Genomic DNA, 15,051 nt, shown 5'->3' on the forward strand with positions numbered 1-15,051 from the left:
CTAAAATCTAAAATCTAAAATCTAAAATCTAAAATCTAAAATCTAAAATTTCCTGTCAATTCTATGATAAATAGTAAAACGAATAATATCCCGATCATAAAAATCGACGCCGCTGGCACGTCGTTGAAGACTTTTTAGATATCCCAATTCCAAACCAATATTGGGATTGAAATGATAACGTAGAGCCGTGTAAATTCTGTTTTGATCGAAAGTGTTTCTTTTATTGTCTTTTCCGAAATTGAATAAAACTTCATCAGAAATAGTACCTTTTAAACTTCGTTTTTCTTTTTTCCAAAGATCAAAAGTCGATTGCAATCGGTATCTGAACCTTAAAGCAAAAGAAAAATCATTAAGTAATTCAGTTTTAGTTGCTTTTTGTATAAATCGTTCTTCTAATTGAAAACGATTGTGAAAAGTGATTTTTGCAATATCATTAATTAAAGTAATGTCCTGCTGGGCGCGATATTCAGGAATTGAATAATCAGGATCAACGTGCGGATCTTGAGTATTGACATTAAAATAAGCAAATCCTCCACCCAAATCTACAAGTTTTGTGGCGCGATATCTTCCCTGAACTCTTAAAACAAAAAGATTTTCTTGAACAGGATTTATAAAACTGCGATTATCAAATTCAGAATGCAGCGCCCATTTTTGAGTTAAAGGCAAAATATTATAATACCGAATCCAGGTCAGTGTTTGCTGATCAAAATTTCTTTTGGTTTGAGCAAAACCAATTTGAGAAAAAAGACTTAAAAAGAAAAATATCCTGAGGATCTTCATTTATATAAATTCAGGCTGCGAATATATGTAAATGAGAATTGATTTATGAGGTAACAATTTGATTTTTAAATTGGTTTTCTTTTCAATTTTGTGATTTTGTAAAATTGGAACATAAAAAAAGCGAGATAAATTTAAAATCTATCTCGCTTCAACTATCTAAATTAACTCAATTTATAGTGAATATTTTAAAGTAACACCATACGTTCTCTGGTCACCCAATACCGCTGCGTATTGTCCTGTATTTCCACCTGCTGGTAATAATTGTTCGTAATAATCTTTGTTTAAAAGGTTACGGCCCCAGAAATGAACAGATAATCCCTGCGATGCACGGAAACCTAAACGAGCATTAAAAATAGCATATCCCGGAACTACTAAATATTTTGAAGCAGAAGGGCTTGATGAGAACTCAGAACGGGCATAAGAATCTACTGCTAAGAATACTTTTCCTGCATTCCCAAAGAATTTTGCATTATCAGAAAGTTCGCCACCTAAAGATCCTGCCCATCTTGAAGCACCAGGTAAAGTTGATCCGGATACATCTTTAAAGGATACTGGAGCTCCGGTTTCTTCTAATGGAAGCGGTGCATTGGTAAATTTTACATATTTACCATCTGTATAAGTTGCTGCTCCATTTATCGTTAAATGTTGACTTACAACAAAACTAGCATCAAGTTCAACACCTTGTACACGTACTTTATCAGCATTAGCAAGATATCCACGATTTACACCCAATTCAGCTGCCTGAACGTTGGTTTGGAAATCTTTAATTTCTGTTTGAAAGAATGTTAAGTTGAAAATTGAATTTCTAAAAGGAGAAGTTTTTACACCCACCTCATAATGATTTACTTTTTCTGGTTTGATTACCGCAAGATCAAGCAAAGGTTCTCCTGCAGAATTTGTTGGAAGTCCGGCAACGTTTACACCAACTGGTTTGTAACTTTTTGCATAAGTTGCATAAGCATTAATTTTATCCGATGCTTTGTAAGATACGGTTATGTTTCCTGAAAAATCGGTGTTGTCTGTGCTTGAATCAAAAGCCTGATCAGAGTAAACTTGTTTTTTTAAAGCAAGTAATGCAGGATCTGTAGTTTGTAAACCTCCATAAGTTGTACGGGCATAGTGAGCATCTTTTTTATCAAAATTATATCTCACACCTGGTAAAACGTGTAAACGGTCTGTAATAGCCCAGTCAATCTGACCAAATACTGCGGCACTTGACGCTCTGATATTGGCATCTGTTTTAATTCCGTATCCTTCAAAAAGTCCCGGAGTTTTCCATAACGCACTTGTTGAACTTTGTGCAAATCTCCATTGTGCATCTCCAGACTCTTCAGTACCATCTGTTTGAGAGGTTTGATCGATAAAAAATACACCAGCAACACCACTTATTCTTGAGGTTAACTGACCTGCGTAACGAACTTCCTGTGTAATTTGAGTTTGTCTTGTAGGGTTTTGAGATTTTGCTAATACTTGTAATCCTGTAAAATCCCTGTCGTTTGACGGATCCCAATTCCAGAATCTCCATGCTGTTGTTGAAGTAAGAGTTCCGCCTCCAATTTTGGTATCAATATTAAGAGATATTCCTCCCATGTCCTGATTAGAACGCCATGGGGTATCCTGGTCAATTTTACGATCAAATGCATTTCTGCTTGGCAATTGATAATTCAAATCGGCAATAATAGCGTCAAACTGGCGGTAAGCAGCTCTTTGTGTTGGCGCAACGCCCGCAACTACCTGAGCATATCCGTCAGGGCGTTGTGTCGTAATATCAGCAGCCAATACAATATTTGTATTTACTGTTGGAGTCCAAAGCAATTGTCCTCTAATTCCCTGATTGTTTAATGTATTAGTAGCTCTTCCTGTGGCAACATTATCAATTAAACCATCACGTTGAGTTCCTGAAAAAGATAAACGACCAGCTACTTTTTTACCTAAAGCTCCTGTAACAGATGCTTTGGCCTGAAGGAAAGAGTAGTTTCCATAACTCACTTCAAAATCGGCCCCGGAAGTAAAACTTGGTTTACGGGTTGTAATATTAAATGCTCCCGAAGTAGTGTTTTTTCCAAACAAAGATCCTTGTGGTCCACGCAAAACTTCAATTTGCTCAACATCGATAAAATCAAGTGTTGTTGCCGCCGGACGTGCATAATAAACACCATCTACGTAAAAACCAACACCAGGATCGATTCCGTCATTTGTTAATCCGAAAGGAGATCCAAGACTACGAATGTTAATTCCCGTATTTCTTGGGTTTGAAGAGTATAATTGAACAGAAGGAACTAATTCTTTAATACGGTTTACGTTAAAAGCTCCGGTTTGTTCTGCTTGTTTTCCTGTAATAACAGAAACCGCAATTGGTACGTCCTGAACTTTTTCGATACGACGTCTTGAAGAAACAACCACTTCAATAAGTTCATTTTCTTCACGAATAACTAATTGTAAAGGCGCTGTTGGTAATGCTGTAATTTCTATTTCTGTAGTTTTATAGCCTACGTACTGAACTAAAAGTGTAATAGGAAGTTTTCCTTTTGAATCTATGCTGAATTTTCCGTTTTGATCTGTAGTAGTGCTCGAAGTTGTTCCTTTTATAACAACATTTGCAGCTTCTAGCGGAATGTTTTCGTTTGTGTTAACAATACCTTCAATATTTTGTGCGTAAGATGTTGTGAAGGCGAAAAGTAAAAAAATGCTTGTAAGTGATATTTTATATATAGTTTTCATTTTATATTAAGTATATGTGATTAGTAGAGTTTAAAATAAATTTTTTTTAGCAACACATACACATCATACAAGAAATACTTTTCACCATTGTGAATGAACTATAATTATTTTGCAAAAGATTTTTTGATACATCTGTTGGACTGGAATGTACTTTCATAGGGTTAAAATTTTGGATCGATTTGTTAACTTTTTTTGCAAATATATGTAAATTCTATAGATTTACTAGGAATTAGAAAATATTTTTTTATTTCTTTACTAATGAAGCTATTGTGATCCCTTCCATTGCTTTCAAAGTTTTATCTCTAATAAGCACTAAACCGTGATGTAAGCTGCATTCTGACTCGGTTTTGCAATCAGAACAGGGTTCGTAAAAGTTTAAGGAAGCGCAAGGCAAAAGTGCAATTGCACCATCAAATAAACGGTGAATTTCTGCCAGAGTAATTTCATTTTTTGATTTTATCAGATAATATCCACCAAATTTTCCCTGCTTACTGCTCACAAAACGTCCGCGTTTTAGATCCAATAAAATTTGCTCTAAAAACTTTTTAGGAATGTTAGCTCCCTCAGCAATTTCCACAGTTCTGGAAATGTGATTTTCGTCTTGTTCTGCTAAATAAAGTAAGGCCTTAAGGGCGTATTTTGCTTTATGTGATAACATCTATATTTAGTTATGAATTATAAATTATGAATTATGAATTTTAAACTGAGAGCTAATTTTCAGCATAAAATTTGAAACTTGAAACCTGAAACAAAAGAAACAAAATTAGTTACCAGCTTCCGCTAGAGCCTCCACCAGAGAATCCGCCGCCGCCAAAACCTCCGCCGAAGCCACCGCCTCCGCCGCCAAAACCACCACCTGATGATCCTCCGCCGAAACCGCCAAATCCTCCGCTGCTTCTGCCTAGGCTGCTTAAAAGAATTACATCCATTAAACTAGGTCCGCCGCCGTTATTATTGCCCGAATTTCCTCCTCCGCCTTTATTTCTGAACATCAAAATTAATACAATTACGACAATAACAATAAAAGGAAGTATCGGGAAATTTTTTCCTTTAGAAGCTTGTTTTCTTTCGCCTTTAAATTTTCCTTTAAAAACGTCAATTATAGCATCCGTTCCTTTGTCAAGACCATTGTAAAAGCTCCCGGCTTTAAATTCGGGAATAATAATGTTTCTGATGATTGTTCCTCCAATTCCGGCCGTTAAACGATCTTCAACTCCGTATCCTGGATTAATAGCAATTTTTTTCTCGTTTTTGGCCAATAAAATAATAACACCATTATCATCTTGTTTTGTTCCGCCAATTCCCCAGGTTTGTCCCCATTTTGTGGCTAGCTGGCTTACATCTTCACCTTTTAAACTTTCGATTGTAATAACGACAATTTGAGTTGTGGTAGAATCTGAATAGCGAATTAATTTTTCTTCAAGCTGCGTTTTTTCTGATGCACTTAAAATATTTGCATAATCGTAAACTGAAGTCTGAAAACTTGGTTTTTCGGGAATAGTAAATTGAGCAAAAATACTATTGCAGACAAAAAACGCGATAAATAAAAAAGTAAACTGAAAAATTCCGTTGGAATTTAAAATTGTATTGTTGGAATTTTTCATCATTTAACCTTTTGAAATTTCGTTTGATAATTCGTTTGTGTCACCTTCAGACCACGGGAAGTTCTTTTTTAATTGTTCGCCGGCGTTCAAAATACCGTCGACAATTCCTTGTTTAAAATTTCCTGCTTTAAATTGTTCCACCATTTTATCTTTGGTACAATCCCAAAAATCTGCTGCAACAACATCATTAATGCCTTTATCTCCGCAAATAGCAAAGCTTTTATCTTCGATGGCAAAATAAAATAAAACACCGTTTTGAAGTTGGGTTTCATCCATTTTTAATTCATGAAAAACTTCTAAAGCCCTGTCAAAAGGAACTTTAGAAGTTGTTTTTTCTATATGTACTCTTATTTCGCCAGAAGTATTTTTTTCGGCCACGCGAATAGCTTCAACAATTTCTTGTTCTTCTTCTTTGGATAAAAAATCTTCTACTTTTGACATTGGGAGTATTTTAGAGTTTAGATTTGAGAAATTAGATTTTTAGACTAATCTTAGATTCTAAGAGTCTGATAATCTAAAGTCTAATTTTAAAATTTTACTTCAACTGGTTTATCTGCTCCTGTAGAAGCTTCAAAATATGGTTTTTCTTTATAATCTAAGAACCATTTGTTTGGAATAGAAAGAATGTAACCATTGTATTCCTGAACTGTCTCATTAAAACGAGTTCTTGCAGTCAAAATTTGGTTTTCAGTACTTGCCAATTCATCTTGTAATTTCAAGAAGTTTTCATTTGCTTTTAATGTAGGATATTGCTCTACAGAAACTAACAATCTTGACAAAGATGAAGAAACACCACTTTGTGCCTGGTTAAATTCTTTTAATTGTTCCGGAGTTACATTACTTGGATCAACCGTAACAGAAGTTGCTTTTGCACGAGCTTCGATAACAGCCGTTAAAGTTGATTTCTCAAAATCAGCAGCACCTTTTACTGTATTTACTAAGTTTCCAATAAGATCGTTTCTTCTTTGGTAAGCTGTTTGTACATTTCCCCATTCCTTATTAACGGCCTGATTGTATTTTAATCCGGTATTTTTAATTCCAATTGACCAAAATGCAACAATAGCGATAAGCGCTACAATAATTATTACGGGGATTAACCATTTTTTCATGTTTGTTCTGATTTAAGTTTTTATTTCTAGTTTTTGATATTATTGTTATAATTCGTTTTTAATTTCTGTTAATTGTGTTTTTATGGTCTCTAATTTACGTATTATTTCGAATTTATCTAATGTTTTCTTTTGTCCTTCCTTCAAATGCGTTTTGGCACCTTCAAGCGTAAAACCACGTTCTTTAACCAGATGATAAATCAATTGCAGGTTGGTAACATCTTCTGGCGTAAACATTCTGTTGCCTTTGGCATTTTTTTTAGGTTTCAAAATGTCAAATTCGCTGTCCCAAAAACGTATCAAAGACGCGTTGACATTAAAAGCCTTGGCAACTTCGCCAATGCTGTAATATCTTTTATCTTTAGAAAGTTCAATGTGCATGATTCTTATTTTTCTTATTTATTCCAAAATTACTACTTTTTATAGTATTAATCTAATGACTGGTTTTCCTGATTTGCCATATGGGAAATTGCAACGTATTCAACAGCCGAAATATTTCCGTAATAAAAATTAAGCGGATTCACGACTTTTCCATCTTTATGCACTTCATAATGACAATGTGGACCTTCAGATCTTCCCGTACTTCCCACATATCCAATTACATCGCCTCTTTTTACATGTTGCCCGGCTCTACAATTGTATTTGCTTAAATGCGCATACAAACTTTCATATCCAAAACCATGCCTGATCACAACATGATTTCCAAATCCCGAAGCTGCATCATCGGCTCTTGCTACAACACCATCACCCGTTGCATAGACAGGAGTGCCCGAAGGAGCGGTAAAGTCCATTCCGTTGTGCATTTTTCTCACTTTCGTGAAAGGATCAATTCTATATCCAAAACCTGACGCGACACGTCTTAAATTTTCATTTTGAACTGGCTGAATGGCAGGAATTGCCAGTAACAGGTTTCCTTTTACACTCGCGAGTTTCAAAATTTCGTCTAATGATTTTGACTGAATAGCCAATTGTTTTGAAAGTTTATCAATTCGTTTTGTTGTATTTAACACCAATTGGGAATTGTTGTAGCCTTCTAAATCCTTATATCTGTTAATATCTCTAAAACCCGCTTTTCTAATAGAATCCGGAATTTCAGCTTTATTAAAATAAACTCTGTAAATATTGTTATCCCTGTCTTCAAGCGCCTCGGTGACAGCGTCAATTTCGTCCATTTTTTTATTCAAAATGGCATATTGCAATTTTAAATTTTCAATTTCACGTGCCTGGAAACGATCTTTTGGAGTTTCGAAGTAAGGAGTGTTAATTAAAAGCACAAAAATGAAAAATCCAAACAGCGCCGCAGCCAGCAAAAACAGTAATGCGTAACCGATTTTGATTCTTTTTCTGGTTTTTATTTTCGTATAAGCCAGATTTTCTGAGTCGTAATAATATTTTACTTTCGCCATATTTTAAAATACCCTATTTTTGCAGCTTGTAAAATAGTTTGTCGAACAAATTTAATAAATGTTTCAGTTGTTCACAGCTTTTTTCAAGAATAAAACAATTAGATAATTGATTCAATTAGATAATTAGATAATGAATCAATTGGGTAGTTTATTGTTTGAACCTGTAAGTTTAATTTAAAATTATCTAATTATCTAATTGCCAAATTATCTAATTACCACATTATCAAATTGTCACATTAATAAAATATGAAATCACAAGACGTACGTAAACAATTTCTAGACTTTTTTAAGAGCAACGGACATTTAATTGTTCCTTCTGCTCCAATCGTTCTTAAGGACGATCCAACTCTTATGTTCAATAACTCGGGAATGGCCCAGTTTAAAGAATATTTTTTAGGAAACGGAACGCCAAAAAGTAAAAGAATAGCCGATACGCAAAAATGTCTTCGTGTTTCAGGGAAACATAATGACCTTGAAGATGTAGGTTTTGACACTTATCACCACACCATGTTTGAGATGTTAGGGAACTGGTCTTTTGGAGATTATTTCAAAAAAGAAGCAATCAACTGGGCATGGCAATTATTGACAGAAGTTTATAAAATCCCAAAAGAAAATCTTTACGTTTCTGTTTTTGAAGGAAGTAAAGAAGATAATGTTCCGTTTGATCAGGAAGCCTGGGATATCTGGAAAACTTTAATCGACGAAGACAGAATTATTCTTGGGAACAAAAAAGATAATTTCTGGGAAATGGGAGATCAGGGACCATGCGGACCTTGTTCTGAAATTCACGTTGATTTACGTCCGGAATCTGAAAAAGCATTGGTTACAGGAAAAAGTCTGGTAAATAACGATCACCCGCAAGTAGTTGAAATCTGGAATAATGTATTCATGGAATTCAACCGTAAAGCTGACGGATCATTAGAGAAGCTTCCTGCACAACACGTAGATACAGGAATGGGATTTGAGCGTTTGTGTATGGCTTTGCAAGGAAAAACATCTAATTATGATACTGATGTTTTTACACCGCTTATTGAAAAAGTAGAGCAAATTACAGGTTTGAAATATACCTCTGATGAAGTAAAAAACATATCAGAAGAACAAAACAAAACCAATATTGCAATTCGTGTAGTTGTAGATCACGTTCGTGCGGTTGCCTTTGCAATTGCAGATGGACAGTTGCCATCAAACACGGGAGCAGGTTACGTAATTCGTAGAATTTTGCGTCGTGCTATTCGTTACGGATTTACATTTTTGGGTACGAAAGAACCTTTTATCAATAAATTGGTAGAAGTTCTGGCCAACCAAATGGGAGAATTTTTTCCTGAAATCAAATCGCAGCAACAATTGGTTACCAATGTAATTCGAGAAGAAGAAGCTTCTTTCTTAAGAACTTTGGATCAGGGATTACAATTGTTAGATAATGTAATTGCACAAACTAAAGGTTCTGAAGTTTCGGGCGCAAAAGCTTTTGAATTGTACGATACTTTTGGTTTTCCTAAAGATTTAACAGCTTTGATTTTAAAAGAAAAAGGAATGTCTTTTAATGAAACTGAATTTGATGCTTCGATGCAGGAACAAAAAAATCGTTCGCGTGCAGCATCAGAAGTTTCTACCGAAGACTGGACGGTTTTGATTCCTGGAAATGTTGAAACTTTCGTAGGTTATGATCAAGTAGAAAATGATGTAAAAATTACAAGAATTCGTAAAGTTGATTCTAAAAAAGATGGAATTTTGTATCAAATTGTTTTAGACAATACACCGTTTTACCCGGAAGGTGGAGGACAAGTTGGCGATAAAGGAACTTTGGTTTCTGCAAACGAAACGATCGAAATCATCGACACAAAAAAAGAAAACAATCTGATTTTGCATTTTGCAAAACAATTGCCTGAAAATATTGAAGCTGGTTTTACAGCAAAAGTAAATAACGATTTAAGAGGTTCAACTTCTAAAAATCACTCTGCTACGCATTTAATGCATTTGGCTTTAAGAAACCTTCTTGGAACTCACGTAGAGCAAAAAGGTTCGTTAGTAAACCCGAACTATTTACGTTTTGACTTTTCGCATTTTTCTAAAGTTTCGGATGAAGAATTACGTCAGGTTGAAGCAAGTGTAAATGCGCAAATTGAAGCACAATTGCAGTTGACAGAATACAGAAATATTCCGATTAAAGAAGCATTAGATAAAGGTGCAATGGCTTTATTTGGTGAGAAATACGGAGATAATGTTCGTATGATTGAATTTGGAGATAGTAAAGAACTTTGCGGTGGAATTCACGTGAAAAACACGGCAGAAATCTGGCATTTCAAAATTATTTCTGAAGGTGCAGTAGCGGCTGGAATTCGTCGTATTGAAGCGATTACAGGTGATGCGGTAAAAGACTTTTACAAAAATCAGGAGAATACGTTATCTGAAATAAAAGAAACATTAAAAAATCCACAGGATATTTTAAAATCAGTAGCTTCTTTACAAGATGATAATGCGAAATTGAAAAAGCAAATCGAGCAATTATTAAAAGAAAAAGTTGGTGCTATAAAAACAGAATTGGAGAAAGATTTCCAAGAAGTAAACGGCGTAAATTTCCTTGCCAAACAAGTTGATTTAAGCATGGCTTCAACTAAAGATTTGGCTTCTGCTTTAGGAAGTTCAAAAGCGGATTCGTTTGTATTTTTAGCTTCAATTGAAGATGGATTGCCAAATATTCACTGTTATATCTCTAAAGAATTGGTAGCAAGCAAAAGCTTAAACGCAAATGCTGTCATCAAAGAATTAGGAAAATACATTGACGGAAATGGAGGAGGACAGCCTTTCTTCGCATCCGGAAAAGGAAAGAATGCAAATGGAGTTGCGGAGGCTTTGGCGCATGCCATTGATTTTGTGAAGTAAGATTTTTTAATCGCGCAAAGACGCAGAGTCGCAAAGTTTTTTAAGCTTTGCGACTTTTTTTTGCAGCGTGATTAAAGTAGCGTTTTTTTAATCGCGCAAAGACGCAGAGTCGCAAAGTTTTTTTATAAGCTTGTGATTTTTGTAAGTATATTTTTTTGAATCTCACAAAAGCGCAAAGAAAATTAAAACTAAACTTTGCGTCTTTACATAATTTTTCTTCTTAAAGTAGGTTTTTTCCTTAAATTTGGCTAAAATTTGAAAATGACAGAAAATGAAATTTCAGCTATCGTAGTCGATATCTGTTACAAAATGCACGTGAAACTTGGACCAGGTTTGTTAGAATCAGTATATGAAGCAATTCTATTCTACGAATTGACTAACAAAGGATTATTCGTCGAAAGACAAAAAATACTTCCCGTTGTTTGGGATGAAATTAAACTTGATATAGGTTTTCGAACCGATTTGATAATTGAAAATAAATTAATTTTAGAAATTAAATCAATTGAAAAAATAACAGAAGTTCATGCAAAACAAATTATGACATACTTGAAAATTACAAAAATGAAATTAGGTTTGTTAATAAATTTTAATGTGCCTTTGATTAAATTTGGTATTACAAGAATCGTTAATAATCTTTAAATTGATAAGTAAAAAGATTTCAATCAACAACTTTGCGACTCTGCGTCTTTGCGAGATTAAAAAAAACTTATTTACGTTCCCCGATTTGCTGGCGCCACATTGCATAATACAACCCTTTTTCAACAATCAAGTCATCATGTTTACCTTGCTCGATAATTTTCCCTTGTTCTAAAACAAATATTTTATCGGCGTGCATTACGGTTGATAAACGGTGCGCAATTAAAACGGTAATTCTGTTTTTATCGGATATATTTCTGATTGTTGCGTTGATTTCTTCTTCGGTGATAGAATCTAATGCAGAAGTTGCTTCATCAAAAATCAACAAATTCGGATTTCTTAAAATAGCTCTGGCGATTGACAAACGTTGTTTTTCTCCACCAGAAACTTTGATTCCACCTTCACCGATTGTGGTGTTTAAACCATCTTCGGCACGTTTTAGTAGTTTTTCACAACTTGCTCTTTTTAGCGCATCATACAATTCTTCATCGGTTGCATTTGGTTTTACAAACAATAAATTTTCACGAATTGTTCCCGAGAATAATTGTGCATCCTGAGTTACAAATCCTAATTGTTTTCTTAGATCTAATAAATCAATATCGGTCGAATCGATTTCATTGTAAAGTATTTCACCTTCTGCGGGGGTGTATAAGCCGACTAATAATTTTACTAAAGTTGTTTTCCCGGAACCGGACGGACCAACAAAAGCCACGGTTTGCCCTTGTTTAATTTCAAAATTAATATTTTCAACAGCTTTGAATTTTGCTGTTTTATGCTGAAAACTTACATTAGAAAAAAGTAAAGATTGAATTGCTCCAACATGTTTAGGATTTTTTGGGCGGAATTCTTTTGGGGCACTTAGTAGAATTTTGAAATTTTCCATTGAAACTTTTGTTTCATTCAAGGCAATGATAAAATTTCCTAATTCTTGTAAAGGTCCAAAAATGAAGAAAGTAAAAAATACCATTGTCAACAAATCGCCTACAATAATTTTTCCTCCAAATAAGAAATAGTATAGAGTAAAAACAACACAAGTTCTTAAAAAGTGAACTGTTGTTCCCTGAATAAAACTCAAACTTCGGATAAAACGGATTTTTTGCAGTTCAAGCTGGAGGATTTTAAACGTATTTAAATTCAAACGTTTTTCTTCCTGATACGTTAAGCCAAGACTTTTTACAAGTTCGATATTTCGTAAACTTTCGGTTGTAGAGCCCGCCAAAGCGTTCGTTTGATTGACGATTTTTTTAGATACAATTTTAATTTTCTTACCTAAATACGAACTAACTAAGGCAATAATTGGAGCTGTTACCAAAAAGATAAGCGAAATACGATAATCAATTCGCGCAACATAAAGAATTACAAATATAAATCCGATAACAGTTTGAAAGATCAAAGAAATAGAAAGCGTAATTAATTTTTCAGAATCAATACGCACTTTGGTCAATTTGCTTAAAGTTTCACCACTTCGCTGATCTTCGAATTCTGCATACGGTAAATCGAGTGATTTTTTAATTCCGTCAGTATACATTTGCGCGCCTGTACGCTGGATAACGACATTGGTAAAATAATCCTGGAAGTTTTTGGTAATTCTGGAAATCATTGCAGCACCAAGCGAAAGTCCTAACCAAAAGGACAAGGATTTAATGAATCCAATTTCGTTTCCTTTGTATTTATGCAGTCCAACACCGCAATCCTGCATTAATTTACCGGTAATAATAGAATCTGATAAGCTGAAACAAATGTTAATGGCAGCCATAATCAAAGCAAAAAACAGGAGCATTTTATGTTTGATTATATAAGAATATAATAATTTCATATATGAATTTAGATTTATGGAAGATGCAAAAGTAGTGAATAGTTTTGCTTTGTAAAGTTGATTTTTAGTTTAAAAAACTATTAAATATTTTCATGTTTTTGATTTTCGATTATATTTGCTCAATTGATACTATATAACCTACTAAAAAAATGAAAAAACTTCTATCTCTTTTTTTTGCTCTTGCATTGGTACTGACATCTTGTTCAAATGATGAAAATTCTTCTCCGGATGATTCTTCTTCGGAAGATAATTCTGTACTACCTAAAACCATTTCTTATACTTATCCTGATATATTTTTGGGTACAAATAGTATTAGTACAAATACCTATAATGGCAACAAAATCATAAGCAGCATTAAAAATGATTCAAAAACAGTATTTACTTATGATGGTGACAAAATCATGAAACAAGAGCAATTTGATATTGATGAATTAGGAAAGGAAATTAAAAGTGCAGAAGTTCAATACACTTATGAAAATGGTAAATTAAAGACCAGAATTTTTAAGGAGGATATTAGTACAGCGTATCCTGATGGAGAGTATATAGAAAAAATAGTTTATGTACATTCTTCAAATCTTATTTCATATATTAATTATAATGTAAATAAAAATACAAAAGAAGAAGTTAAAAACAGTGAAGGAACATTGACTTATAAAGATGGAAATCTTGTCAAAGAAGTTCAAATTTCAGGATCATCAACAAGAACAAGAACATACGAATACGATGCAAAACATAATCCTCTAAAAAACATTTTAGGATTTGACTTATTATTAAATGAGATTAGTGAATTTGGAAAAAATAATGTTATTAAAACAACAAGCATATTAAGTGATTTTCCAACGCCGGCAAACTATATTAGTAATTACATTTATAATGATAATGGCTATCCAACCAAACAAACCTCTTTGAGTGGAGGTGGATCAGTAGAATATGAAATAGAATACACTTACTAATCAAAAAAGTTTATTTCCTACAAGCCGGAAACATTTTGTTTCTGGCTTTTTTTATTGGTAAAAATTGGTGAAATTCGTCTTTAAATAAAAAGCCATGCAATTCAGAACTCAAATCCCGCTTTCTACAACCAATAATCCAATCGATTATAATTCGAAAGTACTTTCTTTTGGTTCTTGTTTTGCCGAAAATATGGCTGATAAATTTGATTATTTTAAATTTCAAAATGAAACAAATCCATTCGGGATTATTTTTAATCCGGTTTCGATAGAAAAAATAATCGAAAGAGCTGTTCTGGAAAAAGTATTTACAGAAAAAGATGTTTTCTTTCACAATGAACGCTGGCATTCTTTTGAGGTGCATTCTGATTTAAGCAATCCAGACCGACAAGAATTACTGGAAACATTAAATAAAGCAATTTCAGAAACGCATAAACAATTAAAAGTAGCGACACATATTATTTTTACTTACGGAACGTCATGGATTTATAGAAACCTGGAAAATGAAGAAATCGTTGCGAATTGTCTTAAAGTCCCTCAAAAACAGTTTTCAAAAGAATTATTATCCGTTGATACAATCGAAAAAAGTATTCAAAACACAATCAATTTAATTCAGAAAATAAATCCAAATATAAACTTCATTTTTACCATCTCACCCGTCCGTCATATTAAAGACGGTTTTGCCGAAAATCAATTAAGTAAATCACATCTGTTTGCAGGACTTCATCAAGTTCTAAAAACTCATAACTCAAAACTCATAACTGCGAACTATTTTCCTTCGTATGAAATTATGATGGACGAACTTCGCGATTATCGTTTTTATGGAGAAGATATGCTGCATCCCAATCAAGTTGCAATTGATTATATCTGGCATAAATTCAGTGAAAACTACATCGCCGAAAAAGCGATTTCGATCATGAATGAAATAGAAGAAATTCAAAAAAGCCTTCGCCACAGAAGCTTTAATCCGGAATCAGAACAGCATCAGAAATTCTTAGCCAAGCTTCAGCAAAGAATAAATGTTCTTGGAGAAAAATTACCACACATTAAATTTTAAGGCCTTCGTGGCAAAATCTAAAAGTAAGAAATTAACTATTTGCCCGTATAATTTTAGAATAATTGCGCATAATTATGTAAATTGTTAAGAAT

13 protein-coding genes are annotated in these 15,051 nt (G+C 33.7%); 4 read left to right on the top strand and 9 right to left on the bottom strand.

Going from position 1 to position 15,051, the window contains the following annotated elements:
* Positions 1-42: 42 nt before the first annotated feature.
* The 8 genes from SD960_RS22605 to SD960_RS22640 form a co-directional block, all read right to left on the bottom strand.
* Complete coding sequence (locus SD960_RS22605; RefSeq protein WP_318806128.1) at positions 43-780, bottom strand: DUF2490 domain-containing protein; 738 nt, start codon at positions 778-780, stop codon at positions 43-45.
* A gap of 171 nt (positions 781-951) precedes the next feature.
* A complete protein-coding gene (locus tag SD960_RS22610; protein WP_318806129.1) occupies positions 952-3,501 on the bottom strand; it encodes a TonB-dependent receptor in 2,550 nt (849 codons plus the stop codon).
* 244 nt (positions 3,502-3,745) lie between these two features.
* Positions 3,746-4,159 (bottom strand): RrF2 family transcriptional regulator, encoded by a 414-nt coding sequence (locus tag SD960_RS22615; protein WP_042563962.1) that lies wholly within the window; start codon positions 4,157-4,159, stop codon positions 3,746-3,748.
* 109 nt (positions 4,160-4,268) lie between these two features.
* Entirely contained in the window at positions 4,269-5,105 is an 837-nt protein-coding gene (locus tag SD960_RS22620; protein ID WP_318806180.1) for a TPM domain-containing protein, read from the bottom strand.
* Positions 5,106-5,108: 3 nt separating this feature from the next.
* Entirely contained in the window at positions 5,109-5,546 is a 438-nt protein-coding gene (locus SD960_RS22625; RefSeq protein ID WP_318806131.1) for a TPM domain-containing protein, read from the bottom strand.
* A gap of 86 nt (positions 5,547-5,632) precedes the next feature.
* Positions 5,633-6,214 carry a LemA family protein gene (locus SD960_RS22630; RefSeq protein ID WP_318806132.1) on the bottom strand — a complete coding sequence of 194 codons (582 nt, stop codon included), beginning with the start codon at positions 6,212-6,214 and terminating at the stop codon, positions 5,633-5,635.
* Between the two features lie 45 nt (positions 6,215-6,259).
* Positions 6,260-6,592 (bottom strand): MerR family transcriptional regulator, encoded by a 333-nt coding sequence (locus SD960_RS22635; protein ID WP_042563965.1) that lies wholly within the window; start codon positions 6,590-6,592, stop codon positions 6,260-6,262.
* Positions 6,593-6,639: 47 nt separating this feature from the next.
* A complete protein-coding gene (locus SD960_RS22640) occupies positions 6,640-7,617 on the bottom strand; it encodes a M23 family metallopeptidase (protein ID WP_318806133.1) in 978 nt (325 codons plus the stop codon).
* Positions 7,618-7,863: 246 nt separating this feature from the next.
* Between SD960_RS22640 and alaS the strand changes: the two genes are divergently transcribed.
* Together alaS and SD960_RS22650 are read left to right on the top strand one after the other, a co-directional pair.
* Positions 7,864-10,500, top strand: a complete 2,637-nt coding sequence (alaS, locus tag SD960_RS22645; protein WP_318806134.1) for an alanine--tRNA ligase — start codon at positions 7,864-7,866, stop codon at positions 10,498-10,500.
* A gap of 261 nt (positions 10,501-10,761) precedes the next feature.
* Positions 10,762-11,139 carry a GxxExxY protein gene (locus tag SD960_RS22650; RefSeq protein WP_318806135.1) on the top strand — a complete coding sequence of 126 codons (378 nt, stop codon included), beginning with the start codon at positions 10,762-10,764 and terminating at the stop codon, positions 11,137-11,139.
* Between the two features lie 67 nt (positions 11,140-11,206).
* Here SD960_RS22650 and SD960_RS22655 read toward each other — a convergent pair whose 3' ends face one another.
* Positions 11,207-12,952 carry an ABC transporter ATP-binding protein gene (locus tag SD960_RS22655; protein ID WP_318806136.1) on the bottom strand — a complete coding sequence of 582 codons (1,746 nt, stop codon included), beginning with the start codon at positions 12,950-12,952 and terminating at the stop codon, positions 11,207-11,209.
* 149 nt (positions 12,953-13,101) lie between these two features.
* On the opposite strand from SD960_RS22655, the gene SD960_RS22660 reads away from it, so the two are divergent.
* Entirely contained in the window at positions 13,102-13,905 is an 804-nt protein-coding gene (locus tag SD960_RS22660) for a hypothetical protein (protein WP_318806137.1), read from the top strand.
* A gap of 94 nt (positions 13,906-13,999) precedes the next feature.
* Positions 14,000-14,959: a GSCFA domain-containing protein gene (locus SD960_RS22665; RefSeq protein ID WP_318806138.1), complete on the top strand. Its 960-nt coding sequence runs from the start codon at positions 14,000-14,002 to the stop codon at positions 14,957-14,959.
* Positions 14,960-15,051 lie beyond the last annotated feature (92 nt).

Origin of the sequence: Flavobacterium sp. MMLR14_040 (assembly GCF_033657265.1) — a bacterium.
Classification (GTDB): Bacteria; Bacteroidota; Bacteroidia; order Flavobacteriales; family Flavobacteriaceae; genus Flavobacterium.

Excerpts from the sequence above, each read along its gene's own strand:
- SD960_RS22605 (WP_318806128.1), bottom strand. The coding sequence starts at position 780 with ATGAAGATCCTCAGGATATTTTTCTTTTTAAGTCTTTTTTCTCAAATT.
- SD960_RS22610 (WP_318806129.1), bottom strand. The coding sequence starts at position 3,501 with ATGAAAACTATATATAAAATATCACTTACAAGCATTTTTTTACTTTTC.
- SD960_RS22615 (WP_042563962.1), bottom strand. The coding sequence starts at position 4,159 with ATGTTATCACATAAAGCAAAATACGCCCTTAAGGCCTTACTTTATTTA.
- SD960_RS22620 (WP_318806180.1), bottom strand. The coding sequence starts at position 5,105 with ATGAAAAATTCCAACAATACAATTTTAAATTCCAACGGAATTTTTCAG.
- SD960_RS22625 (WP_318806131.1), bottom strand. The coding sequence starts at position 5,546 with ATGTCAAAAGTAGAAGATTTTTTATCCAAAGAAGAAGAACAAGAAATT.
- SD960_RS22630 (WP_318806132.1), bottom strand. The coding sequence starts at position 6,214 with ATGAAAAAATGGTTAATCCCCGTAATAATTATTGTAGCGCTTATCGCT.
- SD960_RS22635 (WP_042563965.1), bottom strand. The coding sequence starts at position 6,592 with ATGCACATTGAACTTTCTAAAGATAAAAGATATTACAGCATTGGCGAA.
- SD960_RS22640 (WP_318806133.1), bottom strand. The coding sequence starts at position 7,617 with ATGGCGAAAGTAAAATATTATTACGACTCAGAAAATCTGGCTTATACG.
- alaS (WP_318806134.1), top strand. The coding sequence starts at position 7,864 with ATGAAATCACAAGACGTACGTAAACAATTTCTAGACTTTTTTAAGAGC.
- SD960_RS22650 (WP_318806135.1), top strand. The coding sequence starts at position 10,762 with ATGACAGAAAATGAAATTTCAGCTATCGTAGTCGATATCTGTTACAAA.
- SD960_RS22655 (WP_318806136.1), bottom strand. The coding sequence starts at position 12,952 with ATGAAATTATTATATTCTTATATAATCAAACATAAAATGCTCCTGTTT.
- SD960_RS22660 (WP_318806137.1), top strand. The coding sequence starts at position 13,102 with ATGAAAAAACTTCTATCTCTTTTTTTTGCTCTTGCATTGGTACTGACA.
- SD960_RS22665 (WP_318806138.1), top strand. The coding sequence starts at position 14,000 with ATGCAATTCAGAACTCAAATCCCGCTTTCTACAACCAATAATCCAATC.